Consider the following 21,046-nt stretch of genomic DNA (forward strand, 5'->3'; position numbering starts at 1 on the left):
TGTCTTACAAAAGAATTGAAACTGAAATTACTTTACCTTCTTTTTTTTATAAAGAGGTCATCAAGTAAATATTCGGTCTTTCAAATTCATTTTGCTATTTCACTTTACCCTGTTTTACAAAAAAAAGCAAGTGATATAAGTGAAATGGAAAAAATTTTTTGAGTAATCTAATCAAGGGACAGTTCTCTTAATTGCTTTATTACTTCTTGACGTTCTAAATTAAATGACTGCCAGGAGTACTCTTGAGATAGCATTTCCTTTTTCTTATTGTTTAGGGTCGACTCTAAACGGTGAACGTCAGGGTTTCGGTCATAGAGCTCCATTAGCCCTTCTACTCCTGCATAGGATAGTCGGCTCATGTATTCTACATCAATCTTGCCTGTTTCCTCATATCGTTCTATGTTTTTATCAACTATATAGCCATTTACGTTGATCGCATTTAATGCTACGTAAAATACGACCGCGACAATAAGATAAAAACGAAGCAAGGAAAGCTTCTCAATCCAAACCTTTATAAGTGTATATGAAAAAATTACCATTAAGAAAATCATAAAGGAATGTGCGAGCACTCTTGCTAACGTAAATCCATAAGCCTCTTCATACATTAATAGTCGCATAAAAGCAGATATAAGCATTACACCGCTTAACACTACGAGTAATGTAAGTAATATTTGCAGGGCTTTTTTCAGGCCTTTATGACTCTGTTTTACAAAGTTGATTACCACTAAAAGGATGGACCAATTCACAAGTGTAACCGCCATAAGCTCAAAAAAACCACGTCTCGCATATTCAGCATAGGTGAAACCTGCCTGCAAGGTGTCGCTAAAGAAATACTGGAACTGTATGGTCGCAAATAAGAGATAGACCCCATTCAAAAGCACAAGAACGGTTAAGGTCGTAATCCCATCTAACACTTTTCGTTCCTTAAACCATTTACGTTCTTGTATATCTTCCTTTTTCAACAATACCTGAAATAATCCAAATACAGCTAGTGTGAAGATTAGAATAACAAATAATCTTACCAATAGAGTTACATCAATCTGTAGCAACCAATTGGGTATAGAAGATATAAATCGACTAAACTCGGCATCTGCAGAAACAAGTAGACCAATAACAATCAGCAATAAAGGAACCGAAATAATCAACCCTAGTCCTATCCTGACTATAATACTAACCAGCTGCCGGTCTAACCCTTTCGTAAGTCTTAAGATTACCCTTTTGATAAAAGCAAAATTGTAACTTATCAACTGCTTAATTTTTGTGCCCAAAATAACCAAGAAGTGAAATTGATGCCAGGAAAATCCTTTTGGCTGTGTCACGATGATTACATGAACCAAAACAAGGAAAGGAATGACCAAAAAGTTAAATAAATAAAAAACAGAAGCAGAGTAAATAAAATAGTGAGAAGATATGACCCAAATACAGACCATTAATAAAGTCCCGATTCGTGTATTATGAAATGCTACCTGTCGAAAACGATAAAAAAAGACCCCATAAAACGACATCACTAAAATAATGTACGAAATCCCTATTCTTCCATGAAACAATGTTTGTTCAGCCAGAATACCTAGCACAAAACAAAGAAGTAAAAGTAATCCATCCCGCTTATTCACTTGAATTGACATCTACGAACAACCCCTTACTTTTGATTCCGATGTATATAGTGATTCAATATACATCGAATTACTATGTATATGATGAAAAAAATTAGGAAAGAGCAACCTTCTTTCCCCATTTATACCCCACTAAACAAATTGGGTATAAAAAGCCTGTAGCAACAATACACGCTATGATAAATTTTGTATTTAATAATGGCTGAAACCACTCATATGGAATCAGTTGAAAAACGGTCAAGGACATAAGCGTAAGATTCGGAATTAGGGAAAGAATAAACGTTTTCTTTAGAAGTGTTCTACCCCCATGACCAAACTCTTTACCTATCTCATAGCCTAATAAAGCCCAAAACAACATATAAATCATCATAATGAGTGCTGGGATATCTGTAAGATGGCTCCACACCATTTCAACCATGTTCCATTCAAAAACATTATAAACAGCTGTCAATATCGCCCCACTTGTGAATAACACAATATTGACCAGGACAAACAACCACTTTGTTTTATTTGGAGTAACAGAAAGCTCCTCTTTCCAAATATCAGCGATCTCCTCTGGAGTACCTAAACGATCTACAACAACCTTCATGTACTCTTCGGTAGTTATTTCATGCATCATCTCAGAGATATGTACATCATATTCATTGATAATCTGTTTCTTCTCAGGATGCGTTCCTAATTGCTTACTAAGCTGCTTTAAATAGTCCTGCTTAGATTGAATCATTTTCCGTTCTCCCAATGACTTTGTTCATCACTTGAACATATCTCTGCCATTCATCTTGTTTTTCCTGCAATACTTCCTTACCCTGTTCCGTAATTTTGTAATATCTACGCGCAGGTCCTTTTGGTTGTTCCTGCCAGTAGCATTCTATATAAGCTTGCTTCTCAAGCTTATGTAAGGCAGGGTATAGGGTACCTTCTTTAATTTGGAACTGGTGATCACTACGTTTATCCATTTCCTTAACAAGCTCATACCCATACATATCACGTTCCAGAAGTAATTGTAAAAGCAGTAGCGAGGTACTCCCCTTTACAAGCTCACGATTAAACATCTTTCCACCTACCTAGTATTATGAGGTATTTATAGCATACAAAATATTTTGTATGTTTTCAAGTCCTTCTGGTTACATTAACAAACAGAATTATGCTTAGGAGGTTGCCCTATGGAAAGCACCAGTGAATTTGTTGCAAGAATGCACGATAAGCAACGGAAGGACGAGCTGAATCGTAAACGAGGAAGAAAGCGTCCGGCGAACCGACTCCCTAGTAAAAATAAGAAGTAATACCAAAAGGGCTACCAATAGTTGGTAGCCCTTTTTTCCATCAATTAAGTATTACTCATAGCCTTTTCTCGGAATATCCTCTGCATCTCCATTTTCTCGCTCAATTTTGCCATCAACAGTGCCTTCTGTTAGCGTATCACTTGCTTGCTCATGGGTTTCCGCAAGTCCCGCTGAAAGCTGATCTTTTTTCTGATAATCCTCTGGCTCATAATTCTTATCAGCAGGAGATTGTCCTGACTTTCGTTTCTCTTGGTTACTCATGTCGCACCTCCCATGTATATTCACTTATTATCTTTTCAATGTGACCGCAATAATATGCCATAACATGAGATAAAAATACCGACTATGACAACCTAATGCAGGAATATAATGGCACTAACTTATTAAAAAGGAGGAATATAAATTGAAATCCTTTGCTGACAGCGCCGCTTTTGAACATTCATTTTGGCTTCAGGTTTTGGGGGACCATGCAAGGTTCATCCGAGACTCCCTCTATCCATCTGAGAAGTCAGATATTGATAAAGCGAAAACGTTTGTCCAACAATTTGATCAATTGCTTAACCAAGCTCGAAATAGTACTGCAGAAAGCTTTGTCCCTCTCTCAGATGAAGCGAAAAAAGTAGCTAAAGCCTTCCGTACGTTTAAATTATCGATTTTGGAGCGCCAGTTACAAGGTCAGGTGAAAATTCACCTTTCCCCAACTTTTATCAATCATATGGTGAATGAGCTAGACGAATATCTAAAAGTGTTGAAATACTTAACAAAAGGTGAGCCCGTACCTGTGTTTCACGAACTCCATCACCACTTGCTTTGGCTACAGGATGCCTATGGCCATGCGGGTGCCATTAACGATGAATTGGACGGTGTTGAAAAAAGATTAAAGCAAAAGAGTAATGACTTTACGAAGCATTTTGAAGGCTTTTATCTAAAGGCTGTTGAGCTAACGGGATATCTCAGATCCAATTTAACTAGCTTTCCAGCTTTGGACCGTTTTAATCATGATGTTGAGCTGGAAATGTCACTATTTAAAGCCTTCTTAGAGGAGGTTGAGGAGCTTGAATTAAGCGAGAGGGTTCTATCCTCATTTTCTGCTCTAATGGCCGATCATATGGCACGTGAAGAATGTTATTATTTAATTAAGTTAGCAGAATCATCACAAACCCAGCCGCCCCATTGCGATCCGGGGAAACCAAGAACTACCGATTAAATCTTCTAAACACGGAAAACAGAAACCGTTTCGTTTTTGGTGCGATTAGTGCTTTTTTCTATGATTAAATATTCTTGTAGCTAATTCCTACTTAGACTATGCTTTATGAACCTGTTAGGAAAATTATTGAACGGCTTGTGAAATTTATTAACCTAATACGGAATTAATTGTTTTTCTAACTAGTGGATTGAAGCTCAGAAAATCTTTTTGAGTCAAATACAGGTTATTGAACCTATATTTTATCTATAGAACACTTACTAACATTATTCTTACCTAAATACTAGATTTATATTTTTCACTAAAACATATAAAAAGAGCAAACTCATAGTAAAGAGTTTGCTCTCCCTTAAGGTTCACATAGATAGCGCCATTTGTGCGAGCTTAATATCATTTGCAAATAATTTGTTGAGGTCATAAGATGGATAGTCGCCTTTTTTATGCATATACTGATAAACTAGGTCGTGAAGGATAATACATGAATTTAATTGGTTAACCAACACATTTTTCAAAGCAGGTGTTGCTGTTTCGGTAATGGCTACAGCATAATTTCTTACACCAGATTTCGTAAAGGCCAATAAATCCCCTTCAAAAAAGACATTCGGATTGCGCTCTTCTCCTTCTCGGTAATCCGGATTGGGTACGTGTTGGTAAAACTCCATTAATTCACGCAGATCATCTTGATTCTCGTGAATTGCTCTACTATATAAACCCTTCAACGTCTTATCCGTAATCTGCGGTAACGCCATCTTCATTTTCATGACACCAATAGACTTAAACGCCACTAACTCATGTAGTTCTAACGATTCATGCCAGGCTAAAGTACCTTGATGATCCATATTTTCAAACCCCTTCTGGAAAAATATTCACATTGATACCTTATGCACGACAAGCGTCTATTGGGACATTTGTGTATGAAAATAGGCTCTCATGTTGTTAGTTTATAAAAACAACACCATTAACTCTTCATCAAAGTAATCCGAACCGCTCTTAATGGCCCTCTTCTCCGTTCCATATGATTCAAATCCTATAGACTGGTATAGACGAATCGCTGACTCGTTATTCGCAACAACCGACAGTTGGAGCTGCTCGATTTTTGCGCGGCGGGCAGTTTGAATAACCTTCATGATCAATTGTTTACCAATACCCTTTTTGCGATACTCCTGTTTTACATACATGGCGACGAGAAAGGCTTTGTGCTTTTCTTTCTCCTTTGAAGGGAATAATAAAGTCGCCATCCCCACCAGTTGGTCCTCATCAAAAGCTCCAAACGTAATACTAGACTCACTTGATAGTTGTTTTGCCGTTTGTTCTATTGGATTTTCCTTTTGAAGAGCTTCCTCATATGTGGTTAGAAAAGCATTGGGAGCCTTTTTTAAGGCTTCAAGCCTAAGCTCCCAATACTGTTTTGCATCTTGTTCATTTAAAATGGTTAAAATCATTTAAAAATCTCCCAGTTTTATTAGCTTAAAAACTTATGATTACTGATCTAATTGTTTAACTAGTTGAGCCATTTCAATCGCTCCAACCGCTGTTTCTGAACCTTTGTTTCCAGCTTTCGTTCCGGCGCGTTCTATTGCTTGCTCAATGGTATCTGTGGTTAGTACACCAAAAATAACTGGCTTCCCAGATTGTAAGGATGCTGAAGAAATTCCTTTTGCCGCTTCGTTACATACATAATCAAAATGTGGAGTTGAACCACGAATAACTGTTCCTAACGCAATAACAGCGTCATATTGATTTGAGTTTGCCATCTTTTGAGCAATTAATGGGATTTCAAATGCACCTGGTACCCATGCAATGTCAATATTATCTTCTTTGACACCATGTCTTTTTAACGTATTTTCTGCTCCTTCTAGTAATTTACTCGTAATGAATTCATTAAAACGTCCTACAACAATTCCTACTTTTAGATCTGTTCCGACTAAACTTCCTTCAAATACTTTTCCCATTTTCTTTTCCTCCTACAGCATTAGCTATTAATATGAAATTGTAATAAATGACCCATTTTTTCATGCTTGGTTTTCATATACTTCTCGTTCTCTTTTCGATGTGGCAATTGAATTGGGACACGGTCCACAACCTCTAAGTTATATCCACTTAGCCCAGTAATCTTCTTTGGATTATTCGTTAAAAGCTTCATTTGTTTTATACCTAAGTCTTTTAAGATTTGGGCGCCTATTCCATAGTCTCGTAAATCAGCAGCAAAGCCGAGTTTTTCATTTGCTTCAACTGTGTCATAGCCTTCTTCCTGCAATTTATAAGCCCGAAGTTTGTTAATTAAACCAATTCCACGCCCCTCTTGACGCATATAAAGGAGAACTCCATTTCCGGCCTCTTCAATTTGGGACAAAGCTGTATGAAGCTGCGGTCCACAATCACAGCGGTAGGAGCCAAACACATCTCCTGTTAAGCATTCTGAATGTACACGTACTAGTGCTGGCTTTTCAGGGTCAATCTCACCCTTAATTAAGGCAACATGCTCACGATTATCGACTGCATTCGTATAAGCAACGGCCTTAAAATCACCAAAAGCGGTAGGTAATTTGACCTCTACTTCTCTTTTCACTAGTTTTTCGGTTTGGTTTCGATATTCAATTAAATCCTTAATGGTAATTAATTTTAAATCAAATTCTTCAGCAACTTTTTCCAAGTCTGGTACTCTTGCCATAGTTCCATCATCTTTAATAATTTCACAAATAACACCTGATGGGAATGCTCCACTCAATTTAGCCAAATCAACCGCTGCCTCTGTATGTCCGGCACGTCTTAAGACGCCTCCCTTTCTAGCCACAATCGGGAATACGTGGCCAGGTCTTTTAAAATCAATCGATTTTGAATCTGGATGAATGAGCTGTTGAACTGTATGAGCTCTTTCCACCGCACTTATTCCAGTTGTTGTGTCTTTATGATCGACACTGACTGTAAAGGCTGTGCCATAAGGATCTGTATTTTGTTTAACCATGGAATGTAGTTCTAGCTTTTCGGATAATTCCTCAGTTATGGATGTACAAACAAGCCCCCTGCCATTCTTTATCATAAAGTTGATCACTTCTGGGGTAACCTTTTCCGTTAGAGCAACAAAATCTCCCTCATTTTCACGATCCTCATCATCTACTACAATGACTACCTTCCCTGCTTTTAAATCTTCTATAGCTTCCTCTATTTTATTAAACACGTTGCTCACATCCTTTTTATAATTAGATGAATCCATTTTCCTTTAAAAAGCCTTCGTTTAATTGACTATCTTCGTTCTGATCCTTTTGAAACAACATATTGGCTACATATTTCGCTAACATGTCACACTCAATGTTTACAATATCCCCCTTTTCTTTATCCCCCAAAACGGTATGAGAAACAGTATGCGGAATAAGAGAAATGGTAATGATATTCTGGTCAACTCCAAACACCGTTAAACTGGTTCCATCAACAGCTACGGACCCTTTTAACATAAAAAACTGCTGAAGTTCTTTTGGAATTTCAATTTGATAATAAACAGCATTGGCTTCTGGTTTCTTTTGAACAATTTTTCCAATACCATCAACATGACCCGAAACAAAATGTCCGCCAAAACGGCCACCTGCTGCCATCGCACGTTCTAAATTCACCTTAGAACCAACATCAAGAGTTCTTAAAGATGTGGCTTTCACCGTTTCTGGCATAACGTCTACTTGAAAGGATTCCTCCCGAAATTGGGTGACGGTTAAGCAAACGCCATTGACTGAAATACTATCACCTAACTGAACATCCTTTAAGATTTCATCCGCTCCAATCGTCATTTCAATTTCCTTCTCACCTTTATGGATATTTTGAATCGAACCTAATTCCTCTATTATACCTGTAAACATGCGGCGTTCATCCTAACTAATCGTTTTTGGTTCTGCAATAATTTTAATATCCGTGCCCATTTTCTCTGCAGAAATAATGGATAACTCTAAGCTGTCACTAAGGTTGGCAAAGCCATCACCACCAATAGATGTGGGAGCACCCTTTCCACCAATCAGTTTTGGTGCTATATATGTGATAATTTGCTGAACTGCTCTTGCCTTTAAAAAGCTGCCATTAACTTCTGCTCCACCTTCCACAAATAAAGACATCACTTTTCTATTGGCTAAAGCTTTTAATAAAGTTTTCACTTGAATGGACGATTCTTCTAGCTGAATAATTTCTACGTGTGGGTAGGCCAAGTATGGCTCCTTTTGTTCCGGACTAACCTGATTCCCCACAACAATCCACGTTGGGGCATCATCTTTTGTGACTACATTTGCATCAAGTGGTGTTCTAAGATGTGTATCCATAATAATGCGTGTCGGGTTCTTACCACCCAACGGAGTTCTGGTTGTCAAACTTGGATTATCTTTTATGACCGTATTCACACCTACTAAAATGGCGTCATGTGTATGGCGATAAAAGTGGACATCTTCTCTTGCTTCCTCATTTGTTATCCATTGACTTTCGCCTGATACGGTCGCAATCTTTCCATCTAGACTTGTCGCAGACTTTAGTGTTACATATGGTGTTTTATGTTCAATAAAATGAAAGAATTGTTTATTTACATGTTGAGCTTCTTCCTTGCGTATACCTACATCAACCTGTAAGCCTGCATTTCTTAAACGCTCAATTCCTTTTCCTGCTACTTTTTCATTTGGATCTGTTGTTGCGATAACCACGCGCGATAGTTCCTTTTCGATGATTAGGTCTGCACAGGGTGGTGTCCTTCCGTGATGACTGCAAGGTTCAAGAGTCACGTATATCGTTGCACCCTTTGCCTTCTCTCCGGCCATTTGTAAGGCATGGACTTCAGCATGTGGTTCGCCAGCTTTTAAATGAGCTCCCAAACCGACAATTTGACTATCCTTAACAACAACTGAGCCTACTGGTGGATTCGGATTGGTTTGACCTGAAACTGATTTAGCTAAAGTTAGGGCCAAATCCATAAAGTATTGATCATTCATTTCTAGTCCCTGCCTTTTTTCAGCTTGGTATTGGGTTTATTGATAATGAAAAACCCTCCTGATATACCATCAGGAGGGAGAATTAAATATATGCATAGGGATAAAAACAATTAACAATATATAAACCAATCACAAATAAATGTGTTTATTGAATGATAAACACAGTACGCCCTATTTAAAATAGTTTTCCTTCTCCCATCCAGACTTTCACTGTCGGTCCCGGATTTTCACCAGGTCCACCGTTCGACAAATGTCTCACGGGTCACGGACTAAGGAGGTTATACCTCCATCACCGTCGGTTGGGAATTACACCCGACCCCGAAGGAATTCGTATTATTTTTTCATATTATACCATTAGAAATTAGAAAAGTACAAAATAATTGCTTACGCTACATGTCCTTTGTTTCATTCTTTTCCTCTTGCTGAGGAGGAAGTGGGTCTACCGTGTGCTTATAGGCATAGCCCTTCGAAATGGCTATAAGCGAAAGGACAAGTATAGATAGTACAATTACTATTCCAAGCAAAATATATCCTAACGTCATATTCAATTGCCCCTTTTTTAGTATCTTAATTAGAGGATACCTCCAATGGGCATATCACACAAGTACAATACACCAGAAACCATTAAGAAACAAAAGGAAAAGGATGCCCCTTTGACATCCTCCCACCAAACTTTACTCAGCTTTTAAAGCCTCTGTTTCAATCGTAAACTTAACGTCCTCACCAACAAGAACTCCACCTGCTTCTAGTGGAACATTCCATGTTAATCCATATTCTTTACGATTCACTTTACCTTCCGCACTAAAGGCCACAACATCATTCCCATAAGGATCTTTTGCTGCCCCTTCAAAAGTGGCTTTAAAGGTTTCTTGATTTGTCGTACCACGGATGGTTAAATCGCCAGTAACATCATATTCTCCGTCACCTGTGCGTACGACTTTGGTAGACTTAAAAATCATTTTAGGATGATTCTCTACATCAAAAAAATCACCTGAACGCAAATGATTGTCTCTGTCTTCATTTTGTGTGTTGATACTAGCTAAATCAACCTCAAACTGAATATCGGCTGTAGTTAATTCTTCAGGATCCGCTTCAATAGATGCTTCAAAATCCTTAAAAGAGCCCTTCACCTTCGAAATCATCATATGCTTAACAACAAACTCCATACTTTTATGATTTTCATCAAGCTTCCACTTTGTCTTTGCCACGTAAACCTCTCCCTTTCCCATTACTTATTTTATGAAACTTACTATTTATTATAAATAATACTTACCTAAAGTAAGTAAGTCAACATAAAAGTTTGAAAATTTCCACTAAAAACGAAACGATTCCCCATTTAAATTCGTATAGAGTTGTGTAATTGTATTTAAAATAATCCTAAGGAAATACGAGAGGAGTATGAAAAATGATTATTATGACAGGTGAGCATGTACCAGGGCATGAAGTTAAGGAAATCAAAGGCCCAGCTTTCGGTTTAACCGTTCGTGCAAGAGGGGTTGGTAAAGATATTACTGCGTCGATTAAAGGGCTATTTGGCGGAGAGGTTCGTCAATATGTAGAGATGCTAGAGGAGGCGAGAAAGGAAGCATTAGACCGAATGATTGAAAATGCCCAGCAAATGGGTGCAGATGGAATCATTATGTTTCGTTTTGATTCCGGGAGTATTAGTAGTAACATGAGTGAAATTGTCGCATATGGGACTGCCGTAACACTGGAGAAGAAATAAATCATGATGAAATTTGTCATTGGTTACTTTATTATTCAAATTGTACTTTTAATCGTTATATTACTAATCACAAACAAAACGGATAAAAAGAGTCACAGGAAGTATTATCGTCCTAATGAGGTTCCTGAAGGATATGTAAAAACCTCTGAATCATTTATTGATACAAAAACCAAGAACGTAATTGTCGTCTACTACAACAAAACCACTGGTAAACGAATTTACGTCGAACAGTAAACAACCACGTCGTACATGGGAAACAAAATGCTAACGTGGTTTTTCTTCTTATACTAGATCATGCTTAAATGCATAGATGACTGCCTGGGTACGATCCTGTACCTCTAACTTTCCTAGTATATTGCTCACATGTACTTTTACTGTTTTAAGAGCAATGTATAATTGATCTGCTATTTCCTGATTGGTTTTCCCCTCTGCCATGAGCAACAAAATTTCCTTCTCACGGTCAGTTAGCTGTTCATGAGGCTCGACTACGGACTGTTTGCGCATTTTAGACATAATTTTCCCTGTAACCTCAGGCTCCAAAATGGATTGACCCTCATAGGTGGCCCGTATGGCGTCTGCAATTTCATTTGCTTTGGAGGTTTTTAACATGTAGCTTGTGGCACCGGCTTCAAGGGCTGGATATACCTTCTCATCATCCACAAAGCTTGTGACAATGATAATTTTAGCATCACTCCAGGATTCCATGATTTGCTTAGTTGCTTCAATTCCATCCATTTCCTTCATAACTAGATCCATCAAAATAATATCCGGTTTGTGTTCTAAAGTTAATTTCACCGCTTCCTCGCCATCACTTGCCTCTGCAATCACATCAATATCCTGTTGAGATGCTAAGTATGCCGAAACACCAATCCGCACCATCTCATGATCATCTGCAAACAGTACCCTAATCATGACTACAATCCTTCCTTTCTAAATGGGGGACCTTTACCTCTAGCCTTGTCCCCTCATTTTCCAGACTAACGATTTTTAAAGTTCCTCCAATTTCAAGGGCTCGCTCTTGCATATTTTGTAACCCATAGGAGCTCGTTTTGGCTTCATCAACATCAAAGCCAATCCCATCATCTACAACGCGCAGGATGAAATTTTCATCCCGTTCGATCAATAATACCTGTAAGGAATTTGCGTTTGCATGCCTTAAAGTATTCGAAACAGATTCTTGTAGGATTCGGAAAAGCTGATCCTCAATCCCTTTATCAAGCTTCAGATCCTCTAGCTGCCAGTCCACCTTCATCGGTACTTTTTGGGTGAGCTCCACTAACAGCTCTTCAATCCCTTCCTGCAGTGTTTTCCCTTTTAATGCTACAGGCCGTAAATGCAGCAGAAGAGCCCGCATTTCAAGCTGAGATTGGTGAATCATTTTTTCCATCAAGGATAATTGTTTACTCAGGGATTCCTGTTTTGGTGGGTTCGATTCATTGATGGCAGACATCATCATGGATGCCGCAAACAGCTGTTGACTAACAGAATCATGTAACTCTCTAGCCAATCGATTCCGTTCCTGAACAACCACTTCCTGTAGGCTTTTCTCTCGTTCATTAGCTCGTTCAGTTGCCATACGCTGAAAGGTTTGGGTTTGGGTTTTAAATTTCTCATCAATTTGTTCGAGCTGTTTATAAATATGGTGTAGCTCTCTTAATGAGTCAGAATCATTAATGGTGAGCTTTTGCCCCTTTAGCAGTTCATCTAGCTTTCTTTGAATGTGGTTTATCTTTTGACGCCACACCATGCCATACGTAACCCCACTGATCATTCCAGCCAAAACAGCTACAGCAAGAATAAACCAAAGATACGGGATATCCTCCATTAGATAGGTATCTAATAATTGGCCCCAATCCTCTAACGGAAAGGTCAAAAACGTAATCCCAAGTATAAGAAGGGTAAGGCCCAAAGCAGCCAACAAACCAATCACAACCTGTTTCAAAATCAGCTTCATATTCTTCTCACCTCAATATCTCCAGAAAATATTGAAGTGACAATTTTCACTTTCGGTTCATGATTGTGGTAGTTTACCGTGTGATAAGATAGTGTTTCGTTTAAGAGCTTCTCATGATGCTCATCCAATATATTTGCACGTCCAAAAACGGAGCTATGAGTGATCATAATTTCCACTTCATAGGGAACATAAATGACAATATTTCCAATCAAATGGCGGATGGAAACTACCGCTTGATTCGGTAATACGGTATTCGTTAAATCTATGATGCGATCGCCGAATGCCCCATGGATACTAATATCATTCCATTTATAAGCCGTTTGCTCGGTACTTTGGTCACCAAACAAACGATTGTTTAATAAGGGCTTTGTTTGAATCATCGGCTCTTGATTTACTACAATCTCAGCTTCATCGTCTTGCTCAAATGATGGCGTGAGATGGTCTGGTTCCTTTTTTGCTCGTTGATAGTGACGAATGAAAAGGATTACCGCTGCAATGATTAAAAATCGAACTGCCATGGTATTAATGATATTGAAAAAGAGACTGATACTGCCGATAAAGAAAAACACTTTGCCCCATGTTTGGGTGAAATTCTTCCAGCCCAGGAACATAAAGAAGCCAGAAAATAGCATGGAGAAAATCAGCCATCCATTAAACAAGAAAATTTCAAGTAAAAAGAGGACAATCACAATGACGAAAATCCAGTTTAATGTATCTGTCTTTATTCGCTGCAACATAATGTGAAAGCCCCCCCTTTGTTCTTTAGTCTGCAAAAAGACACAGTCAAGCTGTGTCTTTCTTAAGTATCATTGTTACGTTAATAGAATACCATAATTTACTTATTTAGCAGAAACCTTTTCTTGCTCTTTTAGCTCTCGCTCAATTTGAGCCATTTTACTATCAAAGGTACTACGTTGATAGTTTCTGTTAACCTTTTGTTCGAGGTCTTGAATATATTGGTCCATTTCCTGAAAACGAGAGTAAGGCTTGTCCACGTCCTGATCCATCACACGGTTCATTCGATATTGTGCGCGCGCTACATTTTCTCGCCCCATTAATTCCATTCGCTTTACATGCATATCTTTTAAGCGATGTTTCATGTCTTCGTATTTTTGCTCTAACATGTGTAGCTGTTCTTCCATTTCATTGCGCATGTCCTTCATTCTACCAGCGCGGCGATCATATTCCTCAAATTCCTTGTTCGCAAATTCAACCATGGATTCCTCGCCCGCTTTTTGAGCAATCTCTGCTTGACGCTTCCGTTTGTCTGCCATATCCTGAGCTTGATGATACTCCCGGTTATATTCTTCTTTTAGGCGATACTGGCGTTCAATTAGCTTATGAACTTTTTCAGTTTCCTTTTCACTCTCACGGATGTATTGGTTTAGTTTCGCTATGGGATTCTTTTCTTCCTTTTCATCAATAATGTTGTGTAAGTCTGCCGAAATCGTATCCTTTAAACGTTTAAATAAACTGGCCATTCTCAATCTCTCCTTTTATTATTTATTTAATTCAGCCCATTCTCTTTCAAAATTAACGAAGGGATCTGATTGATCACTGGTGTATGAATCTGAATGCTTGTCTTGTTTCCATTCTTTATAGATGAGGTATAAACCATAGGCTGCTACTAGACCCATGACGGCAAAAATATTGGAAAATGTGATACTTAAAATAAACAATCCTAAAATGGTCCACCCTATTTTCTTCCCAAGGGAATCAGCTTTCATGAATTGTTTGAAAACCACATACAATAACCAGACACTAACAGCTAACAAAATCATTGGACCCATATTGGCTAAAAGCACCATTAGCGCAGCTAGTCCTAACACAAATAAAATGAATTTTTTCATAGCTTGGCGCCCCCTTTCTTTAAGCTTGTCTATATTTTATCGAGAATAAGGGAGCAAAATAATGAGCCACAGACATAAATTGAACTAAGACTTAAGGTCTAGTTGAGTATAAACATTTGAGAATAGGAGGTTATTTTGATGGGTAATGACAAAATGGATGAGTACTTACAAGAGGGGATATACGGGAAAAAGGAAACAAATCCTGATGAGCGAAGGCGATACTTGGGTTCATTACGAGAAAGGGTGGTTTTGGCCTTAACGAAGGGTCAGGTGATGAAAAAACGTGGTTTGCAGGAGCTGGAAAATGCGATAAAAGAATACCCAGACGCTCAACTGCTTTTAAACGGGCGATTACGCTCTAGTTATTTCAACCCTTTTAAAAAACTAGCCCAAAAATATAATATTCATTACACCTCCGTTACCAATAAGAATGCGAAAACGGATCTTGGACTGCTACTCGTCCTAGACTATGCTGTTGAGTTGGAGAATATTTTTATCAAGGAAGAAGAAAAGAATGAGAAAATAAAGGAAGAAAGGAACCGCTTTACTTCATTTCTAAAATATATCTTCACAGGGTCAAAGGATTAAGGAACTACTTCTTGGCAAATTTGCGTCCAAGCTTAAACAAAATGATAAATAAAGCAATCACTAACAAAATATGAATCAAATTGCCTATGATATTTAAAACGAGACCAATAATCCATAACAGAAATATGAGTACGATCAGATTCCAAAACATTTTATAAAACTCCTTTCACTATGCAATCTTTAGCTACAATATACCATATCCAACCGTCCCCCATCCTACTTATAAATGTCATTGAAAAGGAATCTATTGTAGAATAGGGGAAGACTACAGAAGAAATAGGTGAAAACAATGAGTAAGAAAAGCATTATATTTTTTGATATTGATGGCACTCTTTTAGATCATGATAAAAAATTACCTGAGTCTACAAGAAAAGCGGTTTTCGACTTAAAAAAACAAGGACATATTGTTGCTATTGCTACTGGACGGGCCCCATTTTTATTTGAAAACCTAATGGAAGAATTGGATATTGACACATATGTGAGCTACAACGGTCAATATGTGGTTTTACATAATGAGGTTTTATATCGTAATCCCTTAAATAAGAATAGTATTGCAGAGTTAACTGATTTAGCTGCTCAAAATAACCATCCTCTCGTATACATGAGTGAGGAGATGATGAAATCAAACATTGAGCACCACCCACACATCGAGGAAAGTATTGCAAGTCTTAAATTTAGCCACCCTGAACATGACCCAACCTTTCATGAGAATCGGGACCTATATCAAACCTTGTTGTTTTGCACCAAGGATGAGGAACAACCATATGAAAATCGTTTCGATGACCTAACGTTTATGCGCTGGCATGAGTTTTCCATGGACGTTATTCCTGAAGGCGGCTCCAAAGCGATTGGCATTGAAAAGATTGTGAACGAACTTGGAATTGATTGGGACAATGTCTATGCATTTGGAGACGGCATGAATGATATCGAAATGCTAGAGACCATTCCAAATAGTGTGGCAATGGGCAATGCCTATCAGCCTGTTAAAGAGGTAGCGAAACATGTTACGAAGGACGTTGCGGATAACGGCATAATACATGGGCTAAAAATGATCGGATTGCTTTCATAATCAGTAAAAAAGAGCTATGCAGATATATGATCCGGCATAGCTCTTTTACATCATCTTGGTCTACTACTCATTGTCCATGAACCTTAACCCCTTTATTGCTCTTCGTACACTTTAAATTCATATAAGGAATATCCCCATCCTGTTGCACGTTTTAAGCCTTGCATTTTAACGAATTGGGCTTGAGTTGGGTTAAAATTAATTCTGTCTGTCCCTCCATCTCCTGTGTTTTCAGTGTAAACATCAGTCCATTCTTCCCCATCCTTTGAAACTTGGATTTTGTATTCTTTACCATAAGCAGCTTCCCATTGTAAAACGACTTGATTAATTGTATATACATCACCTAAATCTACATAGATCCATTCATCGTCATTATAGAGTGAGGCCCATCGTGTACTGCTGTCTCCATCAGTCGCTAATTCAGGTGTTAACCAATCCACTTCTGATGAGGAAGCTATCGCTGTTTTTCCTTCAGCTAAATTCTCTCCATATAGGACCCTTTCAAAAAATGGTTGAACTGTACCTAATCCTAATGTTTGCGGGATTGACTGAAGTTCAACTAATAAGCTTTCCAGTTGCTCTTTATGTTCTGCTACTGCCGCTGGATCATTTTCCTTTTCAGCAAGAAGCATATGAACAGCTGCTTTTCCGGCCTTTCCGTAAAGCTCCATCTTGTCTAAATAAGGATCAACTTCATCTAAGAAATTTTCATTATCTAACTTATTACGTAACTCTGAAGGTGCTTCTTCTAATTTAGTAAACTTATCTAATAACTCATTGGCAGGCTTTCTTAACTCGTCTTCATTTTCATAAGCTTTCCAAAATTCAGTAATGTTTGGAGCCAATTCCTCTGAAAATGGTTCTTTTCCACTAATCAAAGATGAATAAGAACTATCTACAAAAGTCTTTAAAGCCTGAGCTGCATCTCCACCAAATTCTTGAATACTTCTTTCTATAGAATCAGTTGGATTATATACCTTTGGATTCCAAAGATAGTCAGCCACTGTAAATAACGGAATCTTAGATGCTTCTGCTTCATTCATTGGATTTGCTGTTGATCCTATTACTCCATTTTCTGGGGAAAGGTTATTATCTCTTCCAACAAGAGGCCCTAAAAACAGGCTATTCCGATCCATGTCATTTACTGGGTAATTGTCCCAAATTAATAAATCGTGATCAAAAATCTCATAGGTTAAGTCAGCGTCTTCTGTTGTAATGGTTGGCGCTACAACTCCAATTCCTGTCCACTGAACAATTACATCTGAATCAACAAGCTCTGCAAAGCGTTCACGATAAGGCGTAGTTCCTGCTTGAGAGTATTCAGTAGGAACCGTAATTAAACGTTCTGCACCCTCGTGTTGTTTGATGAACTCCTCATTAAATCGATTCAAAAGGTAGGCCTGAGCTGCAGCTGAAGGATTTTCATCATCCCCAAACATTTCTTTGTCCTCACTATGCCTCAAGTTGGGATCGATATCATCAAGAAAGATAGCAAAGGAACGTACTCCAATATCCCACATTTGTTCCGCTTTGTTTACTAGTTTTTCAAAGTCTTCATCATTAGAATAAGCTACTGTAACACCTGGAGAAATGGCAAAGGTGAACTCTACATGATTTTCCTCTGAAGTTTGTACAAGTTCTTCAATTTCATTCAGTTTTTCCTCAGGATATGGCTCTCTCCATTTTGCGCGATGGTATGGATCATCTTTGGGCGCATAAATATAGCTATTCATCTTATGCTCACCGTAAAATTCTATTTGACTTAAACGATCTTCATGGGACCACGGTTCTCCATAAAAACCTTCAATTGCTCCTCTTATTGGAAAAGTAGGCCAATCCTTAATTATTACTTCAGGCATCCAATCTGTACCATCTTTTTTTAAGATTAATTGGCCCAAGCTTTGCGCAGAGTAGAAGGTACCCCTAGAATCATTGCCCATAAGAACGATATGCTTTTTGTCATTTTTTCTCCCTGAATACAAAGTATAGCCTTCTTTATGTTTTCCATTTATTTCATCAATTCCAGTCTTCTCTTTTACTAAGTTAAAATCATTTTCATCAGAAAACTCCCCGACCCATATAGTTACTGCTGTTGTCGGAAGACTGTTATGGATATTGCTTTCAACAATTTTTCTAACTCCTGCTTCTTTTAATGTTTCCTTTACTTCACGAAGTGCCATTGGGTCCGTATCTACCTCTTTGACCAGGCCCACCTTAGGGTTAATCGGAAACCCTTTACCAATTTCCTCAATGGATTTAGGAACAGGTGAAATCGATATATCCTTATTAAATAGGTTTTCTTCGGCGTTCGAAATATTCTGAATTCCATTGGTAAAGATTAATACTAATAAGAAAGAAATTGATATAATGACCTTTCTTATTTTTTTCCCTTTAAGCATGCTTCTACACAACCTTTCTATCAGATTCTTTTATAGAATAATAGATTCTTCTTAATAACTATAATTTCTAGAATGAATGAGGTTTATAACAAAATTGCACTATACCAAGATTCTCTCACCCATCTTTCTGAAGTAAACTTGTCCTAGCTAAAACCCGAGTTGGGAAATCGCTTACAAAACACACGTGCGTAATTCTCTCACCTCCTTAATTTTGCTTCCTATACATAGGTGCTTTATTAAAGATGTACTAAAATAAGGGCTTCTTCATAAAAAAAACATGGAGTATTCATGGATTCTATTAGTAATCCAATAAGCCTACCCCATGCTGATATAAGTTGTAATCAATATGTATTTATATATTTATGCTAACACTTAAAATTTGACGTAACAATACTGAATCGTTAGACAATTTTTGTGCCAAAAAATCGACCTCTTTCGGCAGTTTCCTGTCTCTTTCGGATGCTCCTAAGCCCATCATAGTAGATTTATTACAATTTCTATTTTCGGGACAAGGAACCTGTCCCCCTGGACCACGAAAATGGCTGTATCCCATCAAAGGGATACAGCCTTCATTAATTAACCTTCTAGTGTTTCTGTTAGGACTGGAACGATTTGCTTTTTACGGGAGACGACGCCTTTTAATGTAGCCTTCTTGTCATCTAGCTGAACATTAAATGCTTGTTCAACTGCATTAGCGCGATTTCCTAATGCCAATGCCACAGAATCGTTATTTAAGATATCTGTAATGACAAATAAGAATAAGCCTAAGCCTTTGTCATTAATTGTATTTTGGATTGCATCCTCAAGCTCAGATTGACGGGCTAATACGTCTGATGTATCAACCACGTTTACTTGAGCTACCTCTACCTTTTCAGATCCCATTTGGAATTCTTTTGCGTCTAAGGAAATGAGTTGCTCAACCGTCTTATCACTTACGTCTGCTCCAGCCTTAAGCATCTCAATACCATAGCTCTCAGCATCTACACCCGCAATTTCTGCAAGCTCTTTAGCTGCAGCTACATCCTCATCCGTGCAGGTTGGAGATTTAAATAAAAGCGAATCAGAAATAATACAGGACAGCATAAGTCCAGCAATATCTTTTTCAATTTCCACACCATTTTCTTTATAAAGCTTATTTAAAATAGTTGCTGTACAGCCAACAGGCTCTGCACGATAGTATAGAGGGTCACTTGTTTCAAAGTTGGCAATACGGTGATGGTCGATAACCTCCGTTACCTGGACCTTATCAATGTCATCTACACTTTGTTGGCGCTCATTATGGTCAACCAAGATCACTTGGTCCACCTCATTGGATACAGTTTCCACAAGTCGTGGAGCCTCTACCTTAAAATGGTCTAACGCATATTGTGTCTCTCCATTGACTTCACCTAGACGTACAGGCTCAACGTCCAACCCAAGCTTTGTTTTTAGGTTAGCATACGCAATTGCAGAACAGATGGTATCTGTATCTGGATTTTTATGACCGAAAACAAGTACTTTACTCATAACCATACTCCTTTTTATCTTATTATTTTTTACTATGTAGTTTAATATAAAAGAACTAATTGTAAACTCCTCTTCTACAATAAAATAAACAGTCACAAGAATCAATATGTAAAAGTTGTAGGGTTTTTCTTTATTTTTACGTCTACTATAATAATAGAGTGGTTGCCAGTATATGTATGAGGGAGAATAATACGTGAACTCAATAAAAAAGAACCTGAGCCGGTTGTTGATTTTAGTTGCAATTGGTTTTGTGATTGTAATATTTATCGATTACTTAATAGACTTAAAAAACACCCCCATGCCTGATCGTCTGCATCCAGTGGTGGCTGAAAAACGAGATACTTTAATCAGTCAAGCTAAGGAAAAAGGAATCTCTATTCTTATAACCGATGACTTTAGAACCGTTGAAAAACAAAATCGGCTATATGAACAAGGCCGAAGTGAGGAAGGAAATATTGTCACTTATGCTAAAGGAGGTTCCTCGTACCATAATTATGGGTTGGCCATTGATTTTGCTATTCAATTAGAGAATGGTCATGTTATTTGGGACCTACAATACGATGGTAATGAAAATGGTCATTCAGATTGGATGGAAGTTGTCGATTTGGCTAAGAATTTAGGGTTTGAATGGGGTGGAGATTGGGAAAGTTTCAAGGATTACCCACATCTACAGATAGATTTTGGATTAAGCATTCGAGAGCTGCAGTGGGGAAAGCGACCCTGACGTTAACAAATAGAAGAATTTCGAAGCAATAATCATGAATTGATGGATAATCACTTAGAGTTCATAGACTTTCATGTTGGAATTGATCTATTTTTCTGGTTAGACGCTAATCTATTTTTTTATCTCTATGAATCCGAACTAAAGTCTTCCGTATCTTCTAATGATTATCCATCATTCT

27 protein-coding genes and 1 riboswitch are annotated in these 21,046 nt (G+C 37.9%); of the genes, 7 read left to right on the top strand and 20 right to left on the bottom strand.

Annotation, left to right across the window (positions count from 1 at the left end; all coding sequences use genetic code 11):
• Positions 1–167 precede the first annotated feature (167 nt).
• The 3 genes from GH754_RS13335 to GH754_RS13345 all read right to left on the bottom strand — a co-directional run bounded on the left by GH754_RS13335 (position 168) and on the right by GH754_RS13345 (position 2,665).
• Positions 168–1,625 (bottom strand): DUF4153 domain-containing protein, encoded by a 1,458-nt coding sequence (locus tag GH754_RS13335; RefSeq protein WP_153729185.1) that lies wholly within the window; start codon positions 1,623–1,625, stop codon positions 168–170.
• A gap of 82 nt (positions 1,626–1,707) precedes the next feature.
• Positions 1,708–2,337 carry an HAAS signaling domain-containing protein gene (locus tag GH754_RS13340; RefSeq protein WP_153729186.1) on the bottom strand — a complete coding sequence of 210 codons (630 nt, stop codon included), beginning with the start codon at positions 2,335–2,337 and terminating at the stop codon, positions 1,708–1,710.
• The gene (locus tag GH754_RS13345) at positions 2,324–2,665 is read right to left on the bottom strand and encodes a PadR family transcriptional regulator (RefSeq protein WP_153729187.1); all 342 of its coding nucleotides are present in this window, start codon (positions 2,663–2,665) and stop codon (positions 2,324–2,326) included. The genes GH754_RS13340 and GH754_RS13345 overlap by 14 nt, the downstream gene beginning before the upstream one ends.
• A 111-nt stretch (positions 2,666–2,776) precedes the next feature.
• Between GH754_RS13345 and GH754_RS13350 the strand changes: the two genes are divergently transcribed.
• Positions 2,777–2,896, top strand: a complete 120-nt coding sequence (locus GH754_RS13350) for a DUF4023 family protein (RefSeq protein ID WP_153729188.1) — start codon at positions 2,777–2,779, stop codon at positions 2,894–2,896.
• A 51-nt stretch (positions 2,897–2,947) separates the two neighbouring features.
• Here the strand turns inward: GH754_RS13350 and GH754_RS13355 are convergent, their stop codons facing one another.
• The gene (locus GH754_RS13355) at positions 2,948–3,157 is read right to left on the bottom strand and encodes a YozQ family protein (RefSeq protein WP_153729189.1); all 210 of its coding nucleotides are present in this window, start codon (positions 3,155–3,157) and stop codon (positions 2,948–2,950) included.
• A gap of 142 nt (positions 3,158–3,299) precedes the next feature.
• Here GH754_RS13355 and GH754_RS13360 point away from each other — a divergent pair, with 142 nt between their 5' ends.
• The gene (locus tag GH754_RS13360) at positions 3,300–4,103 is read left to right on the top strand and encodes a DUF2935 domain-containing protein (RefSeq protein WP_153729190.1); all 804 of its coding nucleotides are present in this window, start codon (positions 3,300–3,302) and stop codon (positions 4,101–4,103) included.
• Positions 4,104–4,456: 353 nt separating this feature from the next.
• Here the strand turns inward: GH754_RS13360 and GH754_RS13365 are convergent, their stop codons facing one another.
• The 8 genes from GH754_RS13365 to GH754_RS13400 form a co-directional block, all read right to left on the bottom strand.
• Positions 4,457–4,939, bottom strand: coding sequence for a spore coat protein (locus GH754_RS13365; RefSeq protein ID WP_153729191.1), 483 nt, complete (start codon positions 4,937–4,939; stop codon positions 4,457–4,459).
• 102 nt (positions 4,940–5,041) lie between these two features.
• Positions 5,042–5,539, bottom strand: coding sequence for a GNAT family N-acetyltransferase (locus GH754_RS13370; RefSeq protein ID WP_323742021.1), 498 nt, complete (start codon positions 5,537–5,539; stop codon positions 5,042–5,044).
• A gap of 42 nt (positions 5,540–5,581) precedes the next feature.
• On the bottom strand, positions 5,582–6,052 hold the full coding sequence (ribH, locus tag GH754_RS13375) for a 6,7-dimethyl-8-ribityllumazine synthase (protein WP_153729193.1): 471 nt from the start codon (positions 6,050–6,052) through the stop codon (positions 5,582–5,584).
• Positions 6,053–6,072: 20 nt separating this feature from the next.
• A complete protein-coding gene (locus GH754_RS13380) occupies positions 6,073–7,278 on the bottom strand; it encodes a bifunctional 3,4-dihydroxy-2-butanone-4-phosphate synthase/GTP cyclohydrolase II (protein ID WP_323742017.1) in 1,206 nt (401 codons plus the stop codon).
• A 22-nt stretch (positions 7,279–7,300) separates the two neighbouring features.
• Complete coding sequence (gene ribE, locus GH754_RS13385) at positions 7,301–7,948, bottom strand: riboflavin synthase (protein ID WP_153729195.1); 648 nt, start codon at positions 7,946–7,948, stop codon at positions 7,301–7,303.
• 12 nt (positions 7,949–7,960) lie between these two features.
• The gene (ribD, locus tag GH754_RS13390) at positions 7,961–9,055 is read right to left on the bottom strand and encodes a bifunctional diaminohydroxyphosphoribosylaminopyrimidine deaminase/5-amino-6-(5-phosphoribosylamino)uracil reductase RibD (protein WP_153729196.1); all 1,095 of its coding nucleotides are present in this window, start codon (positions 9,053–9,055) and stop codon (positions 7,961–7,963) included.
• Between the two features lie 183 nt (positions 9,056–9,238).
• A riboswitch (FMN riboswitch) is annotated at positions 9,239–9,385 on the bottom strand.
• 59 nt (positions 9,386–9,444) lie between these two features.
• A complete protein-coding gene (gene ytzI / locus GH754_RS13395) occupies positions 9,445–9,597 on the bottom strand; it encodes a YtzI protein (RefSeq protein ID WP_153729197.1) in 153 nt (50 codons plus the stop codon).
• Between the two features lie 132 nt (positions 9,598–9,729).
• Positions 9,730–10,263, bottom strand: a complete 534-nt coding sequence (locus tag GH754_RS13400; RefSeq protein WP_323742018.1) for a YceI family protein — start codon at positions 10,261–10,263, stop codon at positions 9,730–9,732.
• A 197-nt stretch (positions 10,264–10,460) separates the two neighbouring features.
• Here GH754_RS13400 and GH754_RS13405 point away from each other — a divergent pair, with 197 nt between their 5' ends.
• Both GH754_RS13405 and GH754_RS13410 read left to right on the top strand, forming a co-directional pair.
• Complete coding sequence (locus GH754_RS13405; RefSeq protein WP_153729199.1) at positions 10,461–10,781, top strand: YbjQ family protein; 321 nt, start codon at positions 10,461–10,463, stop codon at positions 10,779–10,781.
• A gap of 3 nt (positions 10,782–10,784) precedes the next feature.
• Complete coding sequence (locus GH754_RS13410) at positions 10,785–11,015, top strand: hypothetical protein (RefSeq protein ID WP_153729200.1); 231 nt, start codon at positions 10,785–10,787, stop codon at positions 11,013–11,015.
• 48 nt (positions 11,016–11,063) lie between these two features.
• Here GH754_RS13410 and GH754_RS13415 read toward each other — a convergent pair whose 3' ends face one another.
• The 5 genes from GH754_RS13415 to GH754_RS13435 form a co-directional block, all read right to left on the bottom strand.
• Entirely contained in the window at positions 11,064–11,693 is a 630-nt protein-coding gene (locus tag GH754_RS13415) for a response regulator transcription factor (RefSeq protein WP_153729201.1), read from the bottom strand.
• Positions 11,686–12,735, bottom strand: a complete 1,050-nt coding sequence (locus tag GH754_RS13420) for a sensor histidine kinase (protein ID WP_153729202.1) — start codon at positions 12,733–12,735, stop codon at positions 11,686–11,688. The genes GH754_RS13415 and GH754_RS13420 overlap by 8 nt, the downstream gene beginning before the upstream one ends.
• Positions 12,732–13,472, bottom strand: a complete 741-nt coding sequence (liaF, locus tag GH754_RS13425; RefSeq protein WP_153729203.1) for a cell wall-active antibiotics response protein LiaF — start codon at positions 13,470–13,472, stop codon at positions 12,732–12,734. Before liaF ends, GH754_RS13420 begins: the two co-directional genes overlap by 4 nt.
• A 102-nt stretch (positions 13,473–13,574) precedes the next feature.
• Positions 13,575–14,216 (bottom strand): PspA/IM30 family protein, encoded by a 642-nt coding sequence (locus GH754_RS13430; protein ID WP_153729204.1) that lies wholly within the window; start codon positions 14,214–14,216, stop codon positions 13,575–13,577.
• Between the two features lie 18 nt (positions 14,217–14,234).
• Positions 14,235–14,585: a lmo0954 family membrane protein gene (locus tag GH754_RS13435; RefSeq protein WP_153729205.1), complete on the bottom strand. Its 351-nt coding sequence runs from the start codon at positions 14,583–14,585 to the stop codon at positions 14,235–14,237.
• 138 nt (positions 14,586–14,723) lie between these two features.
• Between GH754_RS13435 and GH754_RS13440 the strand changes: the two genes are divergently transcribed.
• A complete protein-coding gene (locus GH754_RS13440; protein ID WP_153729206.1) occupies positions 14,724–15,173 on the top strand; it encodes a YueI family protein in 450 nt (149 codons plus the stop codon).
• A gap of 4 nt (positions 15,174–15,177) precedes the next feature.
• Here the strand turns inward: GH754_RS13440 and GH754_RS13445 are convergent, their stop codons facing one another.
• The gene (locus GH754_RS13445) at positions 15,178–15,324 is read right to left on the bottom strand and encodes a lmo0937 family membrane protein (protein WP_153729207.1); all 147 of its coding nucleotides are present in this window, start codon (positions 15,322–15,324) and stop codon (positions 15,178–15,180) included.
• A gap of 138 nt (positions 15,325–15,462) precedes the next feature.
• Between GH754_RS13445 and GH754_RS13450 the strand changes: the two genes are divergently transcribed.
• Positions 15,463–16,242, top strand: a complete 780-nt coding sequence (locus tag GH754_RS13450) for a Cof-type HAD-IIB family hydrolase (RefSeq protein ID WP_153729208.1) — start codon at positions 15,463–15,465, stop codon at positions 16,240–16,242.
• 92 nt (positions 16,243–16,334) lie between these two features.
• Here the strand turns inward: GH754_RS13450 and GH754_RS13455 are convergent, their stop codons facing one another.
• Positions 16,335–18,638: a beta-N-acetylglucosaminidase domain-containing protein gene (locus GH754_RS13455; RefSeq protein ID WP_153729209.1), complete on the bottom strand. Its 2,304-nt coding sequence runs from the start codon at positions 18,636–18,638 to the stop codon at positions 16,335–16,337.
• A 576-nt stretch (positions 18,639–19,214) separates the two neighbouring features.
• Complete coding sequence (locus tag GH754_RS13460; RefSeq protein WP_153729210.1) at positions 19,215–20,144, bottom strand: manganese-dependent inorganic pyrophosphatase; 930 nt, start codon at positions 20,142–20,144, stop codon at positions 19,215–19,217.
• 193 nt (positions 20,145–20,337) lie between these two features.
• Here GH754_RS13460 and GH754_RS13465 point away from each other — a divergent pair, with 193 nt between their 5' ends.
• Positions 20,338–20,868 carry a M15 family metallopeptidase gene (locus GH754_RS13465; RefSeq protein ID WP_407690672.1) on the top strand — a complete coding sequence of 177 codons (531 nt, stop codon included), beginning with the start codon at positions 20,338–20,340 and terminating at the stop codon, positions 20,866–20,868.
• Positions 20,869–21,046: the final 178 nt, after the last annotated feature.

Origin of the sequence: Salinibacillus xinjiangensis, assembly GCF_009649735.1 — a bacterium.
Taxonomy (GTDB): Bacteria; Bacillota; Bacilli; order Bacillales; family Alkalibacillaceae; genus Salinibacillus; species Salinibacillus xinjiangensis.